The following is a 5,424-nucleotide window of genomic DNA, read 5'->3' on the forward strand; positions in this document are numbered from 1 at the left end:
TGTCCGTTGTCCGTAGGGGCGAAGCATTTGGAAGATAAATTATCGGTCATTGCCAAAAATAGTTCTCCAAATGCTTCGGCCGTACAGTTGTCGGTAGGGGCGAAGCATTTGGAAGATGAATTATCGGTCATTGCCAAAAATAGTTCTCCAAATGCTTCGCCCGTACAGTTGTCCGTTGTCCGTAGGGGCGAAGCATTTGGAAGATAAATTATCGGTCATTACCAAAAATAGTTCTCCAAATGCTTCGCCCGTACAGTTGTCGGTAGGGGCGAAGCATTTGGAAGATAAATTATCGGTCATTGCCAAAAATAGTTCTCCAAATGCTTCGCCCGTACAGTTGTCAGTTGTCAGGCAAGAATTTTTAACTATTACCTATTACCTATTACCAAAATTGATATATCCTATAGTCTCCACAATTCACTATCCTTTTTCTTACCCAGATTAATTCTAAAAATACTATCACCTACTACGATGATTCGATTGCAAAAATTTAAACAACTGGTTTGTTGGGCATTACTGGGCTTATTTACTAGTTGGCTGGTTAGCTGCGGCATAGGTAATGTTGGCAATAATCCCAAACCTGCTAAAACTGGAGTTGTCACGATTGAGTTTTGGACAATGCAACTCCAACCGCAATTTACCAACTACTTTCAAAGTCTAATTACGACTTTTGAATCACAAAACCCAAGTATAAAAGTTAAATGGGTAGATGTGCCTTGGTCGGCAATGGAGAATAAGATTTTAACAGCAGTCTCCGCAAAAACCCCACCAGATGTTGTTAACCTTAATCCCGACTTTGCTTCCCAACTTGCGGGTAAAAATGCTTGGTTAGATTTGGATGCCAAAATTCCCAGTCAAGTCCGTTCCACCTATTTACCAAATATTTGGCAAGCAAGTAGCCTCAATGGTAAGAGTTTTGGCATTCCTTGGTATCTCACCACGCGACTAACTATTTATAATACCGATTTACTAAAACAAGCGGGTATTACGAAACCTCCTGCCACTTACGCAGAATTAGGGCAAGCAGCGCAACAAATTAAAAATAAAACTGGTAAGTATGCTTTCTTCGCTACTTTTGTTCCCCAAGACTCTGGTGAGGTGTTGGAATCTTTGGTACAAATGGGTGTCACCCTAGTTAATGCTGAAGGTAAAGCTGGTTTTAATACGGATAAAGGAAAAGCTGCTTTTCAATATTGGGTAGATTTGTATAAAAAAGGTTTGTTACCAAAAGAATCTTTAACCCAAGGGCATCGTCATGCCATAGATTTATACCAATCTGGAGAAACGGCTTTTTTAGCTTCTGGGCCTGAGTTTCTGAAAACCATTGCTAATAATGCCCCCAAGGTTGCCCAAGCTTCGGCAATTGCGCCACAAATTACGGGTGATACAGGTAAGAAAAATGTTGCTGTGATGAATATCGTAATTCCTCGTGATAGTAAATATCCTGATGAAGCTGTTAAATTTGCTTTATTTGTTACGAATGACGAAAACCAATTAGCCTTTGCTAAAGCTGCTAACGTCCTACCTTCGACAATTAAGGCTTTGTCGGATCCTTACTTTAAGGAAGTTCCCGCTAATGCTACGACAGCGGAAAAGGGGCGGGTAATTAGTGCGACACAATTAAAACAGGCTGAGGTATTAACCCCCAAACTCAAAGATTTTAAAGTTTTGCAAAAATCAATTTACGAAAATTTACAAGCGGCAATGTTAGGACAAAAAACTGTAGATAAAGCTGTGGAAGATGCTGCCCAGCAGTGGGATAATCGGTAATTGGTAATTGTCAGAATCAGGATAACCAGGATTAAAAGAATGCAGAATTTAGAATTTAGAATTTAGAATTACGTTTTGTAACGGGGATTTTACCCCGACGCAAAACCCGCTGCTTGTAGAAGCAGGGGACTTTAACCCCCAAAGGTAAGTTAAAGGATTTACAGGATATTAGAGACTTCCAATTTAAAAAATATCCCAAAATTTCTTGTAGTGCGGGCATCTTGCCCGCTAATAATACAAGGACGGGCAAGATACCATTGGATCATTTTTTTTGTGGAGTTCTCTTATTGTTGATGAGACTATTGGAAATAGGGATTTTTTAATGATAGAAAATATCAATCAAAAAATTCATAAATTACAATCCTGTACATCCTCAAATCTTGGACATCCTGATTCTGACAGGAAAGATTGAATGATAGAAAATATCAATCAAAAAATTCATAAATTACAATCCTGTACATCCTCAAATCCTGGATATCCTGATTCTGACAAAAAAATCGCTTACTTTCTTTTTTTAAATTCCATTTGCCAAAAAATAACCAATTAAATACAAAGAACCACATAATACAACTTGATTATCTGTAGCAATAAAAGCAGCGTCTAAGGCTGACAACACATCTGAATAGGTGTGACAAAAATTCAAATCTGGACAAATTGATGTTGCTAACTTAGCTAATTCTTCTAAATCTGCTGAATTACTATCTGGTACGGGAACTAAATATAATTTATCTCCTGGTTTAAGAAGTTCATGAAAAATATCACCATGATCTTTAGTAGTTAACATTCCCATTACCCAAGTTATATTTTTGGTGTTGAGACTATCTACATAATTACGCAAAACTGTGGCTGAAGCTGGGTTGTGTGCGCCGTCAATGAGGAGTTTATGACTTTTCCAAGTTATCCATTGCATTCTCCCTGGCCACTTGGTTTTAGCCATTCCTTGAATAATAGCTTGTTCAGAAATTTGCCAATTTTGTTTTTGCAATATTTCCAAAGCTGCTAATGCTAAAGCTGAATTATGTAATTGAATTTGTCCCTGTAATGGTAATGGATATTTTATAAATTCAGAACTTTCTATTTTTTGATATTCTGCCCAATTTTGATTAATTTGTCGAGATGGTTGGGGGGTAAAAATTGGGCATTGTAATTCTAGAATACGCGATTGCACGACTTTCTCGGCATCGGCTGGCAATGAACCCATAACCACAGGACATCCTGCTTTGATAATTCCCGCTTTTTCTTTGGCAATATGGGCTAAAGTGGGTCCAAGTTGTTGCCAATGTTCTCGACTAATAGAAGTAATAACTGTTATCAAAGGATTATCACAGACATTGGTGGCATCTAAACGCCCTCCTAATCCTACTTCAATGATGGCAATATCAACTTGTTTCTGGGCAAAATATAACCAAGCCGCAGCGGTAATTACTTCAAATTGGGTAGGTGATTCTTCCTTTGGGTTAATAGCTGCTTGAACTTGCAGTATTAATTCACACAGTTCATTACTATCAATTGGTTGTTCATTAACACAGATTCTTTCTGTCCAATCAACCAAATGGGGAGAGGTGTAGCGTCCGGTTTTATAACCAGCCTCAGTAAGTACCGCAGACAGGTAAGCACAAACAGAACCTTTTCCGTTAGTCCCAGCGACATGAATAATTGGTACTTGGTGATGGGGATTTCCCAACTTTGCCAATAAATCGACAATCCGGGATAACCCCAAATTCACACCAAAATGCTGAAAAGGTCGGAGTAAAGAATCTACGTTCATGGTGATTAGTGATTGGTATTTTGGATAAATAACTTCCCTGTTCTCTATTACCCATTACCAATCACCTATTACCCATTACCTAAAATTATGCTTCTCTGCTCAAAAAGTTTTGGACTTGTCTAAGAGCAGCAGCACCGATATTGAAAACAGCCCAACCAGCAGCGATCGCTATTGGTGCTAAAACAATTAATACACGATTATCAATGTCCATATCTAGAAGTCCTCTGTAAATTAAAAAATCTTAAGTTTTATCAACAGTTCTCAACTTTTATTGTGATCTGAAGTGGGGAATTTTTTCAAGCTTATATGTAAAGTTTGATTAAAAGTCAGGGAAAAGGTGACAGGTTACAGGTTACAGGGAGCAGGTAAGAAGTTTATTCCAATCACCAATCACCAATCACCCATTAGCAGCATGAAGGAGGGCTAATTGATAGTATTTTTCGGCGTGTTCGATGAGTTCGGTGATTTCGGTGGCTGAGAGTTGACGGACTACTTTACCGGGAACACCCATGACTAGAGAACCAGGAGGGACATTTTTGGTGACTACTGCACCTGCGCCGATAATGCTGCCTGTACCGACTCTTACACCATTTAGGATAATAGCACCAATACCAATTAAACTACCACTTTCAATGTGGGCAGAATGTACCACAGCGCGATGGCCGACAGTGACATGATCTTCTAAGATTGTGGGTACGCCTGGATCACCATGGAGAATTGTGCCGTCTTGAATATTTGTACATTCGCCAATTTCAATTCTTTCTACATCACCTCTAACCACAGATCCATACCAAACGCTGGCTCTGGCTGCTATGCTTACAGAACCAATGATTACAGCGTTGGCTGCCACAAAAGCAGCTTGAGAAAATTCAGCAGATTTCCAGTCACAAGAGATAGACACGATAGAATATGGATATGGTACCCAGGAACACTGGAGAAACTCCAACCTTTAGGGCTGGTTGCCAAACCAGAATATCACAGCGTTGGACTTCTATCGTCAGACGGTTGTGAAACTTGTTCTCAGGCACTATCTTCATTTTTATGTAGCAGTGAGCAAGTTATCTAAAGTAGTGGAGCAGGAGTGTAATCTTAAACCTACTGGTGCTGGCAAAGAAACAATACTATGTTTATACGCACTTCATGATAAATCCAGGCTTTCAGTACCCGATATTTGGCCCTGAAATACAGTGTCCTCACTGTCGCCAAACTATTTCGGCTTTAACATTGACGGATACTTATCTGTGTCCCCGTCATGGCGCATTTGAAGCTGAACCCAAAACTGGGGAGTTAGTCCATTTACAGTCTGGTCGTCATTGGCGCAGATGGGATGGTGAATGGTATCGTCAACATACTCATCCTGATGGGATTCGGTTTGAAATTCACGAAGCTTTAGACAAGCTTTATACTCAAGGTTATCGGGCTACGAAGATAATTGTCGCTAACCGTTATCAGGAGTTAATGAGTGGCTATTTGGAACGGAGTACACCTTGGCGTTCTGGACAAGGGGAAGTTGCTACGGGGGCGCGGTTATATGGTTTACCTGTAGAGTTTAGCCCTGATTCAGCCACAGAACCTTGCTGGGAAGTGATTAACTTTGATTTGGATAAAGAACCTGGTGTACCGGTGCGTTACCCATATTTCCGGTTGTTTGAGTAATAGTCAGTGGTCAGTGGTCAGTGGTCAGTAGGGGCGAAGCATTTGGAAGATAAATTATCGGTCATTACCAAAAATAGTTCTCCAAATGCTTCGCCCGTACAGTGGTCCGTTGTCAGTAGGGGCGAAGCATTTGGAAGATAAATTATCGGTCATTGCCAAAAATAGTTCTCCAAATGCTTCGCCCGTACAGTGGTCAGTGGTCAGTAGGGGCGAAGCATTTGGAAGATAAA

General features: G+C 40.0%; 8 protein-coding genes and 1 pseudogene. 6 read left to right on the top strand and 3 right to left on the bottom strand.

All coding sequences use genetic code 11. From position 1 onward, the window contains the following. The 3 genes and pseudogenes from PN450_RS07520 to PN450_RS07530 form a co-directional block, all read left to right on the top strand. Positions 1–207 (top strand): annotated as a pseudogene (locus PN450_RS07520) (hypothetical protein); the annotation flags it as partial. Next, positions 176–445 carry a hypothetical protein gene (locus tag PN450_RS07525; protein WP_271835891.1) on the top strand — a complete coding sequence of 90 codons (270 nt, stop codon included), beginning with the start codon at positions 176–178 and terminating at the stop codon, positions 443–445. The pseudogene PN450_RS07520 and the gene PN450_RS07525, both read left to right, overlap by 32 nt. 26 nt (positions 446–471) lie before the next feature. Beyond that, entirely contained in the window at positions 472–1,770 is a 1,299-nt protein-coding gene (locus tag PN450_RS07530; protein WP_271835892.1) for an ABC transporter substrate-binding protein, read from the top strand. Between the two features lie 514 nt (positions 1,771–2,284). On the opposite strand, the gene PN450_RS07535 is transcribed toward PN450_RS07530, so the two are convergent. From PN450_RS07535 to PN450_RS07545, 3 genes are all read right to left on the bottom strand, one after another. Then, complete coding sequence (locus tag PN450_RS07535; protein WP_271835893.1) at positions 2,285–3,538, bottom strand: bifunctional folylpolyglutamate synthase/dihydrofolate synthase; 1,254 nt, start codon at positions 3,536–3,538, stop codon at positions 2,285–2,287. A gap of 85 nt (positions 3,539–3,623) precedes the next feature. Further along, positions 3,624–3,749: a photosystem II protein Y gene (locus PN450_RS07540; protein WP_148761662.1), complete on the bottom strand. Its 126-nt coding sequence runs from the start codon at positions 3,747–3,749 to the stop codon at positions 3,624–3,626. 186 nt (positions 3,750–3,935) lie between these two features. Then, the gene (locus tag PN450_RS07545; RefSeq protein ID WP_148761660.1) at positions 3,936–4,439 is read right to left on the bottom strand and encodes a gamma carbonic anhydrase family protein; all 504 of its coding nucleotides are present in this window, start codon (positions 4,437–4,439) and stop codon (positions 3,936–3,938) included. A 239-nt stretch (positions 4,440–4,678) separates the two neighbouring features. On the opposite strand from PN450_RS07545, the gene PN450_RS07550 reads away from it, so the two are divergent. From PN450_RS07550 to PN450_RS07560, 3 genes are read left to right on the top strand one after another with little or no spacing between them, the layout of a single operon-like run. Continuing rightward, the gene (locus PN450_RS07550; RefSeq protein ID WP_148761658.1) at positions 4,679–5,194 is read left to right on the top strand and encodes a TIGR02652 family protein; all 516 of its coding nucleotides are present in this window, start codon (positions 4,679–4,681) and stop codon (positions 5,192–5,194) included. A gap of 6 nt (positions 5,195–5,200) precedes the next feature. Next, positions 5,201–5,335 carry a hypothetical protein gene (locus PN450_RS07555; protein WP_271835894.1) on the top strand — a complete coding sequence of 45 codons (135 nt, stop codon included), beginning with the start codon at positions 5,201–5,203 and terminating at the stop codon, positions 5,333–5,335. Then, complete coding sequence (locus tag PN450_RS07560) at positions 5,280–5,423, top strand: hypothetical protein (protein ID WP_271835895.1); 144 nt, start codon at positions 5,280–5,282, stop codon at positions 5,421–5,423. The genes PN450_RS07555 and PN450_RS07560 overlap by 56 nt, the downstream gene beginning before the upstream one ends. Position 5,424: the final 1 nt, after the last annotated feature.

Origin of the sequence: Dolichospermum lemmermannii CS-548, assembly GCF_028330815.1 — a bacterium.
In the GTDB taxonomy this organism is placed as follows: domain Bacteria; phylum Cyanobacteriota; class Cyanobacteriia; order Cyanobacteriales; family Nostocaceae; genus Dolichospermum; species Dolichospermum lemmermannii.